This window comes from Thermus sp. KWY1 (genome assembly GCF_057547025.1).
On record NZ_BAAJPG010000031.1, the window covers coordinates 1 to 15200 of the forward strand.

Here is a 15200-nt window from a genome sequence, read left to right on the forward strand (position 1 = left end):
AGTAGCCGTTCTTGCGTCCCCCGTGCTGGCGCAAGAAGGCTTCCCGGTCGGCGTCCAGGAGAATCTGCAAGACCTCGGTCACCGTCTGCCTCACCGCTTCCCTTAGCATCACCTGCAAGGTATCCTGGTCCACGGGGTACCTCCTTCCTAATCCTGGTACCCCCCTTTTATACACAAACCCCTACACATAATTCCTTACACGACCGGCCGCTATGTCCCGGTAAAGGAAAAATCGCCCTGTACCCAGAAGTGCCTTCCGCGTATTTAGCCTTAGGAGGAGGTATACGCCTTACAAAGCCTGTTCTAGACCTCTTCTTCCCCCAAGGGGAAAACCACATGTCCCCCGAGGAAGCCTTACATGAAGCCCTGCTCCTTTGGGGGGATGAGTGGACAGACCCCCTGGGTGAAGCTGTCCGAACACTTTAGCCAGCAGGCTGACAAGCCCGTAGGCGGCATTGGTCTTCACTGTCGGGGTGGCTCTCCCAGGACCAGGTAGATGCGCAATCCGCTGGGTGCCCTGGGGTCTTCCCTGACATACAGGTACCTGGAGGGGTCGTTCTCAATCTCCCTCGTAAACCTCTCGGGAGGTCTATCCGGCAAGCAGTGCCAGCTTATGTCTATGGGTACCTTCTGGCCCAGAGGAAGGAGTTGAGGCCCTTTCAAGCTGTACCGTGTGATTTCGGGGTAAGGTAAGGGGTCTGGGATGCGCACGGTTTGGCCTGGGGGGAGAAGTGTTACGAACTCCTCATTGCCTCGATCATAACTCCACATCCGCCACTGCTCCCCCATGTGATTCGTCACCATCACCCCCTGACAAACACCCCCGGCTTCGTACATCACGAACAAACTCGGAATACGCTCAGGAACAAACCCCGGGCAAGCGGTAAGCAGGAGGGAGAGGCCCGCAAGAAGCCCAAAAAACCCAACTGTTCTGAGGGACCTCATCTCTTTCACCTCCGGTACATGCCGTATGCTCCGCTGTAGAAAGAGCCCATATCGGTTACATTGACATACCGCCCTTGTGGTATGTCCCCCGCACCTTTTGTTGTCCACAGGAGGACACTGGCGGAAAACCAACCCTCGTGCACAATGTATGCCTGGGACATGGCGTAGTGGCCCTCAAGCCCCAAAGCACGACCAGTAGCATAGAGGGCAATAACAGGTTCGTTGTCCCGTCCAATCTTACCCCGCACAATGTCCCGCACACGCCAGGTGTGTTGGGAGAAGTCAATCAGGGAGATTGGTATACCTACGACAGTGAGTACTGACCCAGCATAAGCCAGGTTCACAAATGCCTTGTGGCTACCCCGCATCTCCCAGTTTTTCCCTTCTGGGCTGGCGTGGTAACTAATCCATGTGTTGGCCCCAGGAATCATATTGGTATCCCGGGTCATACCCTGCCCCATGAAATGCCAGGTGTCCGTGTAGCGGGCAATCCTGGGCTGGTAGTAGTTGATGCCATCCCGTGTCCCGAGGAGCACCGGGTCGAACATGATTTGGGCGAGCTCCCTTTCAGAGCTTGGCGGTCTTCCGTTCACGGTTACGAAATGCACATTGGGGCCGCTTCCAAACCGTTCCCGGTGGAAGGCGTACCAGTTGAAGAGCCGAACTATGGACATGGGGCCGCAACCGACATAGTCCAGGCGCATTAGCCCGCTAGGACCAAAATCCCAAGCACCCCAAGTACCGTCCGGCAGATAACGATATTCTGCTATTGTCTGCTCATTCCCAAACGGGTCTCCCTCTAAAAGACCATTAGCAATGTCGCATTTGTTTTGCGTGGAGCAATCCTGCGGGTCATTGGGGTTGTAAAGGCTGTCGTTGGCAATGTCGCCGTTGTAGCGGTTTCCCCTCACCACACTGGCATAGCCCATGCCAGCACAGAACCAGCCCATACACCAAGCCCGCTCGTTGACATACTGCGGGCTTATACCCCTGGAAGCCATCTGGGTTTCCAGGAGGGTCAAAAACCCCTCTACATCCAGACTGCCGTCAGGCAAGGTAAGCGCCCTTAGGGTCGGTACTCCGGTGCTCTGAGGGCTAAGGCCCTGTCCGCTGGCTTCGGCAAGGACCCTTGCCCAGTCTTCTTTCATCTTGTCCAGGATGCCGTCCTTTTGCCTCTGCTCAATGAGGGTCCGCTGTGCCTTTCTCCACTGCTCTACAACCGCCGGGTCCACCTCGGTCGCCGTGGTGGTATCCCAGATGCGCCCACTGCGGTCTTCCAGGTAGAGAACCCCGGGGGTGGGGCTGAGGAACCGCTTAAAGGAGCCTGCCCGGTCCCGGGTTTCCACTATGCTCTTGAAACTGCTGGCAGGGATGATGAAGGAGAAGAAGCTACGCTTATCCGTGGCCCCAACCGCAAAGAGGGCATGCTCTGGGTCCGGTGCACTCAGGGTTGCCCAGAACTCGCCAGTCCCAGGCCCCAATAGAATCAAGTGGTGTAGCGGCTTGCCAGACATATCGTAGACCATTTCCCTGGCAATCCTGTAGCTCTTCCCTTTTGCCGCCTGTGGACTAAGCCCGCTCGTGGAAACCTTCAGACCCACAGCAAGAGATTCAGCCAGAGCAGGAGGGATGGGGTCCCCATCCGAAGGGGATGCACTGGAGGGTTGAACCCCGCCCAACTGACAGGACGCCACAAGTCCGCTGAACCCTACAACCAGCCACCAGCGACCCAGGAACTTCATGTTTGTACTTACCCCTATTTCACTCTAACCCAACACAAGGTAGTTTGGGAACCCCTTTCTCCCTCAGAAGGGCAGGGGGCCGTACACGGCATCATCCGCTACCCGAGCGGCCTCCTCAGGAGGAAGGTGACGACTCCCCGCTCTAAAGAGCAGGGCTACAAGATACGGGCTACGCCCGTGACCGCGGTTCTCATGGGACGGCGTGGGCCGTCCCTGTCCCCGCAGGCTCCGTGCGAGCCTTTGCCAGGATGTTCCGTGCCGCCGCTATGTCCCGGTGTAGGTGGGTACCGCACCGGGGACAGGTGTACTCCCGCACCCACAACGGCCTCTTTTCCCGATGACCGCACACCGGGCAATCCTGGCTTGTATGTTTGGGGTCTACCCCGATGACCCGCCTACCAGCCACAAGCTTAGCCCTGCCGGGCTGACCCTCCGCTTTGTAGGCGAGGATTTGGAGAAACTGTGCCCAACCGGCATCCAGTACCCCTTTGGCGATGTGAGAACGAGCCAGGCCAAGTATGTTCAGGTCTTCGTGGACGATGGTGCCATATTCCTTCACCAACCCCCTGGCAAGTTTGTGGTGGAAGTCCTTGCGCTGGTTGGCAATCTTGCGGTGCAGCCTGGCCAACCGGGTTTGGATCTGCCTGTACCGATAGCTGCCCATCTTCTTGCGGGAAAGCTCCCTTTGAGCGTTGGCTAGTTTCTCCTGTGACTTCTGGAAGTACCGTGGGGCCTCCACTGTTTTGCCATCCGAGGTGATGAGGAAGTGGGGGTTGGTGCCCAGGTCTATGCCTACGGCCCTTTCGTTTGGGGGAAGAGGCTTGGGCTCCACCTCACAGGTGAAAACGATGTACCGGTGGTCCCCCTCCCGCTTTACGGTAGCGGTCTTTACCTTGCCTTCCAGGGGGCGGTGTAGCTTTATCTTCACCGAGCCGATGCCGTAGATGAGAACTCGTTTTCCATCCTTTTGAAGTTTGACCCCGGTAGCCCCGGCCTGGGGGAAGGTGAAGGAGTCGTAGCGTCCTTTTCCCTTGAAGCGAGGGTATCCGGCTTTCCCTTTCTCCTTCAGTCTGCGGAAGAAGCCCTGGAAGGCTTTATCCACCCGCTCGGTCACGGGCAGAGCCCGTATCTTGATGACGTTCTGCAAGACCTGGGAATGAATGCCTCTGTACTCCGGCAGCTCGGCCCGTATCTCGGGTAGATACCTCTTCTGTTCGTAGAAGCCTACGGTCTTTCCTGCCTTCTTGTAGGCACCCCTGCGTTCTTGCAGGGCGGCGTTGTACAGTTGGCGGCAAAGGTCCAGGGTTTTCTCCAGGTCCCGGGTTTGGGGCTTGGTGGGGTAAAGGCGGTATTTGAAGGCTTTAAGCATGGTCGTCCTGATAGTGGCGTGTGGTGCGTTCTTCGGGCACGTGCGTATGCTAGCACATTCGCCGCCCACTATGGTATGTGCCCCTTCGGAGCACGTGGGGGAGTCCATGTATCTCCGGTTTAAAAACCAGGGGAAACAAGGTAGCCCTTTGGGCTGACATAAGTGCCCTCCCCCAAGATTTTCAACTCCACACCCCCCAGGGCTTTCAGGGCCTGCGCCACCGCCTCCTTAAGCTCCTCCACGCTCCCGTAGTGCCGCCTCGGCATCAAAAACCCCTTCACCCGCCGCCAGACGCTCTCCATGGGGTTCAGATGCGGGCTGTACCGCGGCAGGTAGGCCACCATAAGCCCCCGTTCCCGCCACGCCTCCTTCCTCCCCTCCACCTCCCGGGACCGGTGGAAGGGCGCGTTGTCCATGAACACCTTCAGGGGCTTGGCCAAACCTTCGGCCACCCGGTCCAGATACCCCCGCACCACCCCCCACCGCACCGGCCCCTCCAAAAGGGCAAAGAAAAGCCGCTCCCCCTCCCGTCCCCGCACCAAGTGCCCCACCACGTTCACCCGCCCCCGGGAACCCCAGGCCCGGGGCACCCCCTTGGCCTCCCCCCTCCGACCCCAGGCGTAGGTAGGGGGAAGGGTCAGGGAAAACCCGCTCTCATCCAGGTACCCCACCTCCATCACCCCCTCCTCCGCCCCCTTTTTGCTTCCTCTTCCTCCTCCGCGAAAGCCTTCACCTCTTCCTCCGTGGGCTTTCCCGGAGGCACGTACCGCGTCCGTCGCCACACGTACCCCATGGCCCTCAGGTGCCGGGCCACCACCTTGGGGGCCAGGCGGACCCCGAAGCGCTCGGCTAGGGCTGCCGCAAGCTGCGGGGCGGTCCAGACCCTATCCTCGGCCAGCCTTTCCTCCACGAAGGCGGCCATCTCGGGGGTGAACTTCCTGGGAGCTCCCGGGGGTTTGCGGTAGGCGAGGCCCTGGAGACCCTCCCTCACGAAGCGCCGGAGGACGAGGTAGACCGTGGTGCGGTCCTTGTGGAAGTGCTGGGCAATCTTTGGGGCGGTCCAGCCCTCGGCCGCCAGGCGGACCATCATGGCCCACAGGCGGGTCTTCTTGTGGGTCCTTGGGTCCAGGGAGAGCTCCAGGAGGAGCCGGTCCTCCTCAGGGGTCAGCTGGATCCGAAGTGGGGCCGCCATGTTGAGATGATAAGGGGTTGGCACTTAGCTCCCCCACACCTCCTCTTTTTTGTAAAATGCCCCCATGCCGCGTCTGGTGGCCTTGGTCAAGGGAAGGGTACAGGGGGTAGGATACCGGGCCTTCGCCCAGAAGAAGGCCCTGGAGCTAGGGCTTTCCGGCTATGCGGAGAACCTCCCCGACGGCCGGGTGGAGGTGGTGGCGGAAGGCCCTGAGGAAGACCTCCTCACCTTCCTCCACCATCTCAAGCAGGGCCCCCGCCTGAGCCGGGTGGAGGAGGTGGAGGTCCAGTGGGCCGAGGAAACCGGCCTAAAGGGGTTTTACGTGTACTGAGGAGCCTGGGCCCACGGCTGGGGCCGAACCCCCACCTTAAGGAGGGCCTCCGCCAGGGCCTCCCTGAGCTCTGAAACCCCCGTACCCTTCAAGGCGGAAACCGGCACCCCGCCCAGCTTCTCCCGCAAATAGAAGAGGTCGTAAGGAGCCGCCCGGTCCACCTTGGAGAGGGCCAGGACCCGGGGGGCTTCCACCCCCAGCTCCGCCAGAAGCTCCTCCACCACCCGGTACCGCCCCATGGCCCCTTCCTCCGAGGCATCCAGGACGTGGATGAGAAGATCGGCCTCCCGCACCTCCTCGAGGGTGGCCCGGAAGGCGGTGAGGAGCTCCTTGGGCATCTGGCGGATGAAGCCCACGGTGTCCGTGAAGAGCACCTCCCCCACCCCCGGCAGGAAGCCCCGGCGGGTGAGGGGCCTTAGGGTGGCGAAGAGCTTGTCCTCCCCTGGCTCCCCGCCCCGGGCCAGGGCCTGGAGGAGGGTGGTCTTGCCGGCGTTGGTGTAGCCCACCACGGCGATGAGGGGCACACCCCGGCGCTTCCTCTGCCGCCTCGCCTCCTCCCGGCGCCGGGTGAACTCCTGGAGCTTATGGCTTAGGTGGGCGATCCTCTCCTGAAGCCTTCTCCTGTCCACCTCCAGCTTGGTTTCCCCGGGCCCCCGGGTGCCGATCCCACCTCCCAGACGGCTCAGCTCCTTTCCCTTCCCCACCAGGCGGGGGAGAAGGTACCTCAGCTGGGCCAGCTCCACCTGGGTCTGGGCCTCGGGGGTTTTGGCGTGCAGGGCGAAGATGTCCAGGATGAGCTGGGTCCGGTCCAGGACCTTGAGGCCCGTGGCCTTCTCGATCTCCCGGGCCTGGGCGGGGGTGAGCTCCAGGCCGAAGATGAGGGTGGAGGCGTTTTCGTGGTAGGCCAGGCTCTTGAGCTCCTCCAGCTTGCCCAGCCCCACCAGGTACCGGGGGTCCAGGTGAGGGCGGAAGACCAGTACCTTTTTCACAGGCACCCCGCCAGCGGTGCGGGTGAGCTCGGCGAGCTCCGACAGGTAGGCCTCCGCCTCGGGGCCTTCCCCCCGGTCCACCCCCACCAGGATGGCCCGCTCCCCGCTTCCATCCACCAGCTCCCGCACCCGGGCCTGGCGGGCCAGCTCCTCCTCCAGGGCCTCCACCTCCGCCTTGTGGTCAAAATCCAGGTACTGGAAATAAGGCTTGGGGGGAAGGATGCGCCAGTCCTCCTCCAGGGCCTTGGGCGGGGAGAGGAAGGCCAGGTGCAGGGTGGTGGGCCTCCCGTCCTCCACCTCCAAGGCCGCCAAACTGTCCAGCCGGTTCAGGAAAAGCACCGAGAGGTCGGGGCGGGAAAGCCCTCCTTTGGCCAGGTGGGTGTGGAGGAGCCGGAAGCCCGATAGCCTCCTCTCCCCCCTGGCCCCCTCGGGGATGGGCAGGTCCTTGGCATCCCCCACCCCCACCCGCACCACCCGGCCCTCCCGGTCCAAGAGCAGGCTCACAGGCCTCCCGATCTCCTGGGAGAGCCCGGCCAGGGCCTGGGCCAGCTCGGGGGTCAGGACCCTCTCCGGGGGAATCCGCCTGCGGTACAGGTTGGAAAGCCTCTTTAGCTCGCTCTTCTTGAGCCCCTCGGTCTTGCCGAAGATCTTCTCCAATGCTCCTTCAGTATACCAAAAAACCGCCCCTGGCCCTAGATTGAAAAAGGTGCGCGGGCTTCTCGTGGCCCTCCTCCTGGCCCCAGTCATGGCCCAGCCGGGCTACGGCTGGATCGTGGTCCTGGGGGCGGCCCAGTACGGGGGCAGGCCCTCCCCCGCCCTGGAAAGGCGCCTCGAGGCGGCCTTGGCCCTGTACCAAAGGGGCCTCGCCCCCAGGGTGGCGGTGGCGGGTGGCAGGCTCCCCGGGGACCGTTACAGCGAGGGGGAGGTGGGCTGCCGCTACCTTAGGAGCAAAGGTATACCCCGGGAAGCCCTCCTTTGCGAAACCCAAAGCCAGACCACCTACGAGAACCTCCTCTTCCTCAAGCCCCATCTTTCCGGGCGCATCCTCTTGGTCACCGATGCCCCCCACCTGCCCCGGGCCCTTTTCCTGGCCCGGCTTCTGGGCTTAAAGGCGGAGGGCCACCCGGTGGAGGGACCCTACCCCCTGGGGTACTGGCTGAAGGAAACCCTTTACCGCCTTTGGCTCTACCTGGGCCTGAAACCCCTCCCCGGAGGGCACGGCCTCAGGAACCCCCCTCCAGATGCCTCAAGGAGTCCAGGTACCCCTGCAAAAGGGCCTTGAGTTGCGCCACGAAAAGGGTTTTCTCCTGCTTAACCCGCTCCACCTCCCCCCTCAAGCGCTTAAGCTCCTCCGCCGCCTCCTTGAGCACCTGGTCCTTGGCCGCCAGGGCCTCCTTTTTGATCAGCTCCGCCTCCCGTTCCGCCTGGGCCTTGAGCTCGCGGGCGATGCGCTCCGCCGCCACCACCGCCCGCTTCAGCTCCCCTTCCGCCTCCTTCAGGCGGGCCACCTCCTCCTCCAGCGCCCTGAGCCTCTCCTTGAGCCCCTCGTTCTCCTGGATGAGGCCCTCCATGACCTCGGCCACCCGGGCCAAATAGCTCCTCACCGCCTCCTTCTGGTAGCCGCGAAGCCCCGTGGGGAACTCCTGGTAGCGCACGTCCAAGGGAGTTAGGTCCATGTGCACCTCAGTCTACAAAAAGCGCCCGGCCCACCCGCACCAGGGTGGCCCCCTCCTCGATGGCGATGGGGAAATCGTCGGACATGCCCATGGAGCGCTCGGGAAGGCCATAGCGGTCGGCGAGCTCCGAAAGCCTCCGGAAGATGGGGCGGACCACGGCCTCAGGGCCCATCGGGGGCACGGTCATGAAGCCCAGGACCTCCAGGTGCGCCATCTCCCGCACCCGGGCCACGGCCTCGGGCAGCTCCTCCTCCCAAAACCCGTGCTTCTGGGGCTCCCGGCCCAGGTTCACCTCCACCAGGACCTTAAGCCTTACCCCCTCCTTCTCCCCCACCCGGTCCAGGGCCTCCGCCAGGCGCAGGGAGTCCAGGGAGTGGATGAGGGCAAACCGGGGGGCGAACTTGGCCTTGTTGCGTTGCAAGGGGCCGATGAGGTGCCACTCCGCCTCCAGAAGCTCCATCTTCTTCAAGGCCTCCTGCACCCGGCTTTCCCCCAGGGGGAAGGAGCCGTAGCGGAGGACCTTCTCCCTGATCTCCTCCACGCTCCTCCCCTTGGTCACCGCCACCAGGCGCACCCCCCTGGGATCCCGCCCCGCGCGGCGGCAGGCGGCCTCCATGGCCTCGAGGACCTCGGGAAGCCCCATGGCCTAAAGCTCGGCCAGGATGCCCCGCACGAAGCGGCGGAAGATGGGCCCGGTCCTGGCCGCCACCGCCAGGACCTCCTCCTCCGTGGCGTGGTGCTCCCTTTCCGGCACCGCCATGTCCGTGATGGTGGAAAGGCCCAGGACCCTGGCCCCCAGGTGCCTTAAGGCGATGACCTCGGGAACCGTGGACATCCCGATGGCATCGGCCCCGAGGTCCCTGAGCACCTTCAGCTCGGCCCGGCTGGCGAAGCTGGGCCCCATGAACCAGGCGTAGACCCCCTCAAAGAGGTGCAGGTCCTGCCGCCTGGCCACCTTGCGGGCCAGCTCGATGAGACCCGGGTCATAGGCCTCGAACATCACGGGGAAGCGGGGGCCCAGGCGCTCGTCGTTTTTCCCCCTAAGCGGGTTGGTCCCGGCGAAGTTGATGTAGTCCAGGTGGAGCATGATCCCCCCGGCCTGGAACCTGGGGTTTAACCCTCCCGCCGCCGAGGTGAGGATGAAGGTTCTGGCCCCCAGGAAATACCCCACCCGCACGGGGAAGACCACCTCCTCGGCGCTGTAGCCCTCGTAGTAGTGGACCCGGCCCTGGTAGACCAGAACCCGCTTGCCCTCAAGCTCCCCCAGGATCAACCTCCCCGCATGCCCCGGGGCGGTGGAAAGGGGAAAGTGGGGGATCTCCCCGTAGGGGATCTCCGCCTCCTTGGCCACCTCCTCCGCCAGGGGGCCAAGCCCCGAGCCCAGGACGATCCCCACCTCCGGCACAAACCCGGTCTTGGAGCGGATGTAGGCCACGGCCTCCTGGATCTTGTCGTAGACTTCCATGGCGAACATTCTACTCTCACGCCCCCTTCACCCGCCTCTGGTAAGCTTTCGGCCATGAAGCGGCTTTTTGCCCTGGTGTTCCTGGGCCTTCTGGCCCTGGCGGCCCCCATCCGCGAGGTGGCGGTGGAGGGAGGCGATCCCGTCCTCCAGGCCCTGGCCCGGGCGGCCTTGCCCTTCGGGGTAGGGGATGAGCCAGGGGACCTCGAGGAGGCCCGGAAGGCCATCCTGGCCACCGGCTACTTCCAGCAGGTGGAGGTCCGGCTGGAAGGGGATGTCCTGCGGGTCCGCCTCACCCCCTACCCCCCCATCGGCCAGGTGAGGGTGGAGGGCAAGGCCTTCCCCCAGGAGGCCCTCCTGCGCTTTCTGGAGCAGAACTTCGCCATCGGCCCGGAGGCCACCTATAACCCCATCCGGGCCGGGGAGGCCGCCAAGGCCCTGGCCGAGGCCTACCGGCAGAATGGCTTCCCCTTCTCCCCCAAGGTGGAGGTGGAGGCCAAGGAGCAGGCGGGCAAGATGGCCCTCACCTTCCGGGTGGAGGAAAGCCCGGAGGTGAAGGAGGTCCGCCTAACGGGGGCGAGCCTTCTACCCGAGGCCGAACTCCTAAAGGCCCTGGAGCCCCTCAAGGGCCCCTTTGACTTCGCCAAATACCAGGAGGCCTTAAGGGCCCTCGCCGCCCGCTACGAAAAAGCGGGCTACCGCTTTAGCGGCCCCGATCCCCAGGGAAGCCGCCTCGAGGGGGGCATCCTCACCGTGGCGGTGCGGGAGCTTAAGGTGGTGCGCATCCAAGGAGGTGGCCTGGACCTCACGGGCTTCCCCCTGAAGCCGGGGGACTACCTGCGCTACGACCTCCTTCTGGAAGGGGTACAGGCGCTTTCCAAAAAGCTTTCCCGGGTGGTGAACTTCAACCTCACCCCCGAGGGGGAAGGGGTGGCGCTGGAGCTTCAGCTAGGCCCGGAAGGCGGGGTGATCGAGCGGGTGGAGATCAGCGGCAACACCGCCTTCCCCACGGAAACCCTCCTGGCCCTCCTCCGCCTGAAGCCGGGGGAGGTTTACACCCCCGCCCTGGCCCAGGAGGACGCCCGGCGCCTCGCCAGCCACTACCAGGAAAAGGGCTACGAGGTGGCCGACGTGCGCTTTGGCTTCCAGGAAGGCGTTTTCCGCCTGCAAGTGCTGGAGCTCAAGATCGGGGGCTACCGCCTGGAGTGGCAGGGGGACCACCGCACCCAGGAGGAGGTGATCCTGAGGGAACTTCCCAAGCCAGGGAGTCTCTTCAGCGTCCCCGCCCTGCGCCAGGGCATCGCCCGCCTCATGGCCACGGGGCTTCTGTCCGAGCCCCCCGGGGTGCGCCTGGCCCCCGGGGAGAAGGAGGACCAGGTGGTGGTGGTCCTCTCCCTGAAGGAGGCCCGCACCGGGCTCTTCCAGCCCGCCCTGGGCTGGAGCTCCCTGGAGGGGTGGTCGGGAAGCGTGTCCTTCAAGGAAACCAACCTCTTCGGCCTGGCCCACCAGGTGGGGGTGGACCTGGCCTTTGTGCAAAACGACGCCAAGGACAACCTTTCCCTCTCGATCAGCTACGCCATCCCCTGGCTCTACCTGGACTACTGGGACCTCAAGGAAGTGCGCACCAGCCTTTCCTTCAGCCTCTTTTCCACCCCCATCGGCAACAACAAGCTCCTGGACGGCAGCACGGACACCGGCTGGGAGTACACGGAAAGGCGCACCGGCGCGGGGTTCTCCCTCTCCCGTCCCTTTTCCCAGGAGCTGGAAAACCTGCGCCTCTCCCTGGGGCTTTCCGCCAGGCGGTCGGCGTATGCCCTCGAGGTCTTTGACCCCAACGCTCCCTGCGACCCCGCCGCTGGCTCCAGCGACCCCAAGTACTGCGACAATACCGGGTACAAGAACCCCGCCCTGGCGCAAAGCCTCCTCCCCACCCCGGGCTGGACCCTGCGGCTGGACACTGGCGTCACCTACACGGACGTGGACAACCCCCGCTTCCGCACCCAGGGGTACGAGGCGGGCCTCAGCACCGGGCTCGGTCTTTCCTTCCCCGACACGGGGGGGCGGAGCTTCTTCGTGCCCCTGGTGGCCACGGGCAAGACCTACTACGGCCTGGACCAGGAAAAACGACAGGCCCTGGCCTTCCGCCTCTCCGCCGGCACCCTCTTGGGCTTCCCCCCGGAAAGCGAGCGCTTCTTCCTCTCCGGGGGTGGCTCCGAGGCCTTCCTCCTCAGGGGCTACGAGGACCGCAAGTACGGGGGGCTTTCCTTCGCCACGGCCAGCGTGGAGTACCGCTACAACTTCAACCTCTCCCCCCAAGGGGGCACGAATCTTTACGGGATCCTCTTCACTGACCTGGGGCTTGCCGACAACACCGGCGGGGTGAAGTGGGGGGCGGGCCTGGGCTTCCAGCTGGACCTGGACCTCTTCGGGGCCCTTCTCCCCTCCCTGCGCCTGGACTACGCCTTCAGCCCGGAAAGCCCAACGGGAAGGCTTCACTTCCGCATCGGGCCCATGTTTTAGCCACCTCCCCACCCTGGCGTGGCCAGGGTGGGGACGTCTAGAAAGCCTGGAGCTCTGGCCAAAAAGCCCTTGCCCAGGCGCCCCACCGCTCCGGCGTGCGGCGCCTTTGGGTGTTCAGTTCCTAAGCCACCTGGGGTCTAATGGCTTCCCCACCCGGAAGCAAAAGCGTTTGCAGCTCCCCCTTCCAGAAAAGAGCGTGTACCAAGGGCAGGTTTTCGGGATTGGGCGCCTGGGCCACAGCCAGGGCATAAGCGGCCACCCCGGGTTCGTCCAGGGGCAGGATCACCAAGCGATAGGACTCAGGGAGACGGCCCGCCAACTCTAGGTCCAGGAGAACCCCGTGGACCCTCCCGTAGAGTTCCTGCATGCGAAGCCGTGCCTCTTTCTCTTCCATGGCCGCATCCCCTTCCCTGTGCCCCCTAAGGCCAAGCCTCCTTTCCCTGAGCCTTGGCCAACCTATACGCTTCAATATACTCCTCCGACCTAACCAAAAGCTCGCCTTGCGCCACCTTCAGCGCCCTCCCCGGGTCCTTGGGAAGAGACACGGTTTCATGCCGTGCTAAACGGTTCCGGTCGCGATGAGGTCTTCCCCCGGCCGTGTCATAACGAGCCACCCAAACCCAGCGACCCTCCTCCGCATCAAACCACTCCAACTGGACAGCCCAAGCCACAAGCTCACCCCGCTCCACCCGGAGGGTTAGCCGCAATCGCCGGTCCAAAGCGAAGGGGAACTCCCTCTGCTGGCTTCCCATAGCCTCTCGGAGCTGAATAACCCCTCTTTCGCCAGTCTACCGTAAACTGTCCTTGATGCCTTTAGGCATCCTACCATGAAAGCCTACCTCGGCCTCTACAGCGCCCGGCTGGAAACCCCTGCAAGGAGCCTTAAGGAAAAAAGGGCCCTGATCAAGCCCGCCCTGGAACGGGTCAAGGCTCGCTTTCCCGTTTCCGCCGCCAGGCTTTACGGCCTGGACGCCTGGGGCTTTGAGGTGGTGGGCCTGAGCCTCCTGGGAAACGATCCCGGCTGGGTGGAGGAAACCCTAAGGGAAGCCGCCCGCTTCCTGGCCAGCCAGGGGGGCTTCAACGTGGCCCTCGAGGCCTTTCACCTCGAGGCCATCGACCTAGACGGCCTGGTCTAGATCCCCGGGGCCTTTCTTGCGATCCGGTGCCCCTTGACTGCGCCAGCTTGGAACTTACCCCACCGGGCCCCCGCCCTGGCGAAGCCAGGGTGGGTTGGTGCTAGACCAGCTCCACCGCCACCGCCGTGGACCCTCCCGTCCCATGGCAGATGGCGGCAAGGCCCCTTTCCTGCCCCTTGCTCCGCAAGGCGTTCAGCAGGGTAACCAGGATCCTGGCCCCGCTGGCCCCGATGGGGTGGCCCAGGGCCACGGCTCCCCCGAAGACGTTCAGGCGCTCGTAGGGCACTCCCAAAAGCCGGTGGAAAAGCACGTTGTTGAGGGCAAAGGCCTCATTGTTCTCAAATAGGCCGAAGTCTTCAATCCGCATGCCAAGCCGGTCCAACAGGCGCTTCACCGCCGGGATGGGGGCCTCGGGAAACCGCCAGGCCTCCCCCGCCGCCCAGGCTCCCCCCAGAACCCGGGCCAGGGGCTTGAGGCCATACCGCTTCACCGCCTCCTCCGAGGCCAACAGAAGCGCCGCCGCCCCATCGGAGATCTGGCTGGCGTTCCCGGCAGTCAGGATCCCATCCTTCCGGAAGGCAGGCTTCAGGGCCGAAAGGGACTCGAGGGTGGTTTCCGGACGGATACCCTCATCCTTGTCCACCACCACCGGTCCCTTCTTCCCCGGAAGCTCCATGGGGGCGATCTCCTGGGCGAAAAGCCCCTTTTCTGTGGCCTCCGCCGCCCGCTTGTGGGAAAGGTAAGCGGCCTCGTCCACCTCCTTCCGGCTCACCCCGTAGTCCTGGGCAAGCCTTTCCGCCTGTTCCCCCATGGCCTCGCCCGAAAAGGGATCCGAAAGACCGTCCCTCAGGAGGATGTCCTGGAGGTTCTCCGGAGCCCCCATGAGGAACTTGTACCCCCACCTTGCCCGGTGGGAAAGGTAGAACCCCGCCTGGCTCATGGACTCCATCCCCCCGGCCAAGACCAGGTGGGCTTCCCCCGAGCGCAGGAACTGCACGGCGTTCATCACCGCCATCATCCCGGAGGCGCAGACCATGTCCACCTGGTAGCCGTCCACCTCCTTGGGGATCCCTGCCTTAAGGGCCGCCTGGCGGGGAAGTAGCTGCCCATGCCCGGCCCGGAGCACGTTTCCGAACACGTACAGGTCCAGCTCCTTCCCCTCCAACCCCGCCCGGGCCAAGGCTGCCCGCATGGCATGGGCTCCCAGCTCCACCGGGCTTACGTCCTTAAACGCCCCCCCAAACTTCCCGATAGGGGTGCGCACCGCCGAAACGATATAGACCTCGTTCATGGGGTCATCATACTCCTTGGTCAAACGCACCCAGGGAAGAAGAGGACACCGCTAGACTGGTTACAGGTCCATGCGCAGGGAGGCTTTTACGCTTCTTGAGCTTTTGATCGTCCTGGGAATTCTGGGAGTGCTCTTGGGCCTGGGCCTTCCTCTCCTTTCCCCGAACCGCCTGGCCCTGGATACCGCCACCCGCTCCCTGGCCGCCCAGGTAACCCGGGCCAGGCTGGAGGCCATACGCCAGAATACCTTTGCTGGTCTTATGATCTTCACCGAAGGCGCAGGAGGGTACGCCATCTTCACGGACAAAAACGGAAACCGGGCGTACGACCCGGGCGAAGCAATCCAGGTGGTGCGCTTCGGACAAGGCGACTGGGCCCGGGTACGCCTGGACCCCAGTCGCAGCACCCTGGGCAACATGCCCATCCTCTTTGATTCCCGGGGAGTTCCTGCCAAGCCCATCACCGGCACCATCACCCTTACCTCGGGCACTGCCACCCGCAAGGTGATCATCAGCCAGCAAGGCCGGGCCCGAGTGGAGTAGCTACCC

15 protein-coding genes are annotated in these 15200 nt (G+C 64.0%); 5 read left to right on the forward strand and 10 right to left on the reverse strand.

Annotated elements, in window-relative coordinates:
• Positions 1 to 950 precede the first annotated feature (950 nt).
• From AC27GT_RS09115 to AC27GT_RS09125, 3 genes are all read right to left on the reverse strand, one after another.
• Positions 951 to 2687 carry a hypothetical protein gene (locus AC27GT_RS09115; protein ID WP_464908460.1) on the reverse strand — a complete coding sequence of 579 codons (1737 nt, stop codon included), beginning with the start codon at positions 2685 to 2687 and terminating at the stop codon, positions 951 to 953.
• A 190-nt stretch (positions 2688 to 2877) separates the two neighbouring features.
• On the reverse strand, positions 2878 to 4056 hold the full coding sequence (locus tag AC27GT_RS09120; protein ID WP_093008496.1) for an RNA-guided endonuclease InsQ/TnpB family protein: 1179 nt from the start codon (positions 4054 to 4056) through the stop codon (positions 2878 to 2880).
• A gap of 119 nt (positions 4057 to 4175) precedes the next feature.
• Positions 4176 to 5248, reverse strand: a protein-coding gene (locus AC27GT_RS09125; protein ID WP_487224004.1) for an IS630-like element ISTth6 family transposase whose coding sequence is annotated in 2 segments (ribosomal slippage) — positions 4176 to 4759 and positions 4759 to 5248 — 1074 coding nt in all. Because the reading frame shifts where the segments join, the coding sequence is not laid out codon by codon here.
• A 64-nt stretch (positions 5249 to 5312) separates the two neighbouring features.
• Here AC27GT_RS09125 and AC27GT_RS09130 point away from each other — a divergent pair.
• Positions 5313 to 5579, forward strand: coding sequence for an acylphosphatase (locus AC27GT_RS09130; protein WP_126187117.1), 267 nt, complete (start codon positions 5313 to 5315; stop codon positions 5577 to 5579).
• On the opposite strand, the gene hflX is transcribed toward AC27GT_RS09130, so the two are convergent.
• Positions 5567 to 7225 (reverse strand): GTPase HflX, encoded by a 1659-nt coding sequence (gene hflX / locus AC27GT_RS09135; RefSeq protein ID WP_487224005.1) that lies wholly within the window; start codon positions 7223 to 7225, stop codon positions 5567 to 5569. The two genes, AC27GT_RS09130 and hflX, sit on opposite strands and share 13 nt — an antisense overlap.
• A gap of 88 nt (positions 7226 to 7313) precedes the next feature.
• On the opposite strand from hflX, the gene AC27GT_RS09140 reads away from it, so the two are divergent.
• Positions 7314 to 7850, forward strand: coding sequence for a YdcF family protein (locus AC27GT_RS09140; RefSeq protein WP_487224063.1), 537 nt, complete (start codon positions 7314 to 7316; stop codon positions 7848 to 7850).
• Here the strand turns inward: AC27GT_RS09140 and AC27GT_RS09145 are convergent.
• From AC27GT_RS09145 to AC27GT_RS09155, 3 genes are read right to left on the reverse strand one after another with little or no spacing between them, the layout of a single operon-like run.
• Positions 7792 to 8244 (reverse strand): DivIVA domain-containing protein, encoded by a 453-nt coding sequence (locus tag AC27GT_RS09145; protein ID WP_487224006.1) that lies wholly within the window; start codon positions 8242 to 8244, stop codon positions 7792 to 7794. The two genes, AC27GT_RS09140 and AC27GT_RS09145, sit on opposite strands and share 59 nt — an antisense overlap.
• Positions 8245 to 8251: 7 nt before the next feature.
• On the reverse strand, positions 8252 to 8887 hold the full coding sequence (locus tag AC27GT_RS09150; RefSeq protein WP_487224007.1) for a YggS family pyridoxal phosphate-dependent enzyme: 636 nt from the start codon (positions 8885 to 8887) through the stop codon (positions 8252 to 8254).
• A gap of 3 nt (positions 8888 to 8890) precedes the next feature.
• A complete protein-coding gene (locus tag AC27GT_RS09155) occupies positions 8891 to 9718 on the reverse strand; it encodes a purine-nucleoside phosphorylase (protein ID WP_487224008.1) in 828 nt (275 codons plus the stop codon).
• Between the two features lie 45 nt (positions 9719 to 9763).
• On the opposite strand from AC27GT_RS09155, the gene AC27GT_RS09160 reads away from it, so the two are divergent.
• Positions 9764 to 12226 carry a BamA/OMP85 family outer membrane protein gene (locus tag AC27GT_RS09160; protein ID WP_487224009.1) on the forward strand — a complete coding sequence of 821 codons (2463 nt, stop codon included), beginning with the start codon at positions 9764 to 9766 and terminating at the stop codon, positions 12224 to 12226.
• 121 nt (positions 12227 to 12347) lie between these two features.
• On the opposite strand, the gene AC27GT_RS09165 is transcribed toward AC27GT_RS09160, so the two are convergent.
• Both AC27GT_RS09165 and AC27GT_RS09170 read right to left on the reverse strand, forming a co-directional pair.
• Positions 12348 to 12620, reverse strand: coding sequence for a DUF5647 family protein (locus AC27GT_RS09165; RefSeq protein ID WP_246584361.1), 273 nt, complete (start codon positions 12618 to 12620; stop codon positions 12348 to 12350).
• A 25-nt stretch (positions 12621 to 12645) separates the two neighbouring features.
• Complete coding sequence (locus AC27GT_RS09170) at positions 12646 to 12978, reverse strand: DUF7718 family protein (protein ID WP_487224010.1); 333 nt, start codon at positions 12976 to 12978, stop codon at positions 12646 to 12648.
• 75 nt (positions 12979 to 13053) lie between these two features.
• Here AC27GT_RS09170 and AC27GT_RS09175 point away from each other — a divergent pair, with 75 nt between their 5' ends.
• Positions 13054 to 13362 carry a DUF503 domain-containing protein gene (locus AC27GT_RS09175; protein ID WP_126170906.1) on the forward strand — a complete coding sequence of 103 codons (309 nt, stop codon included), beginning with the start codon at positions 13054 to 13056 and terminating at the stop codon, positions 13360 to 13362.
• A 100-nt stretch (positions 13363 to 13462) separates the two neighbouring features.
• Here the strand turns inward: AC27GT_RS09175 and AC27GT_RS09180 are convergent, their stop codons facing one another.
• Complete coding sequence (locus AC27GT_RS09180; RefSeq protein WP_015716681.1) at positions 13463 to 14653, reverse strand: thiolase family protein; 1191 nt, start codon at positions 14651 to 14653, stop codon at positions 13463 to 13465.
• Positions 14654 to 14723: 70 nt separating this feature from the next.
• Between AC27GT_RS09180 and AC27GT_RS09185 the strand changes: the two genes are divergently transcribed.
• Positions 14724 to 15194: a GspH/FimT family protein gene (locus AC27GT_RS09185; protein ID WP_015716680.1), complete on the forward strand. Its 471-nt coding sequence runs from the start codon at positions 14724 to 14726 to the stop codon at positions 15192 to 15194.
• Positions 15195 to 15200 lie beyond the last annotated feature (6 nt).